This window comes from Polynucleobacter sp. 35-46-11 (assembly GCF_002281105.1).
This window is the reverse complement of the sequence record NZ_NCFJ01000534.1, coordinates 1,725-2,482: the sequence shown is the minus strand read 5'-3', so window position 1 is coordinate 2,482 and position 758 is coordinate 1,725. Positions and strand designations below refer to the sequence as shown.

The 758-nt window shown below is 45.3% G+C and carries 1 protein-coding gene; it reads right to left on the bottom strand.

Features of this window, described 5'->3' with window-relative positions:
• A partial coding sequence (gene prmA / locus B7Y67_RS17300) for a 50S ribosomal protein L11 methyltransferase (RefSeq protein ID WP_293599690.1) occupies positions 1-758 on the bottom strand: 758 nt, incomplete at both ends.

The following is a 758-nucleotide window of genomic DNA, read 5'->3' as shown; positions in this document are numbered from 1 at the left end:
ATCGGAGAAGAGCTGCCATCGACACGTGTTGCTAATGCCGGCAACAAAGAATTTCTAGAAAGATGCTCACCAAAAACAATGAGCAAGATTAAAAATAGGCTTAGAAGAATTAATTTAAGACTTTTTTTTTGAACCGGCACAGAGGTATCTGTGTTTTTGCTGGTCAAATTTGCTGTATTGCCCATTTCAGGAAGGGTGCCGTGCAAACAGACCCAACCTTCACTTTCTTTCCAGACGGAAAGGTTTAACCATTGGCTATAGGTGGCAATGACTTCTTCTGCTTGACGAGCTAGCACCCCAGACAACACAATTTTTCCACCCGGACGCATTTTATTTACCAAGGCTGGGGCTAAAACTTGTAGCGGATTTGCCAAAATATTGGCCATCACGATGTCGTATTTAGTTTCTGCAGCAAGTTCTGGCGCATTTTCATTGGGCAGAACAAAACGAATCACCGTATTGTTGATTTCTGCATTGCTACGTGCCGCAACCATGGCTTGTGGATCAATGTCGGTTCCAACAACGGGATTGCAGCCCAGTTTTGCAGCAGCGATTGCCAGAATTCCAGATCCGCAACCGTAATCCAAGAGACTTTGGTTTTGTAGTTGTGTATTTTGTTCCAACCAAAGAAGGCAGAGATGGGTTGTTGGGTGACTGCCAGTGCCAAATGCTAGGCCTGGATCTACCGCTAAACAAATTGCATTCGGGTCAGTAGGCGCATCATGCCAGGAAGGTACTACCCAAATACGCTCGCCAAT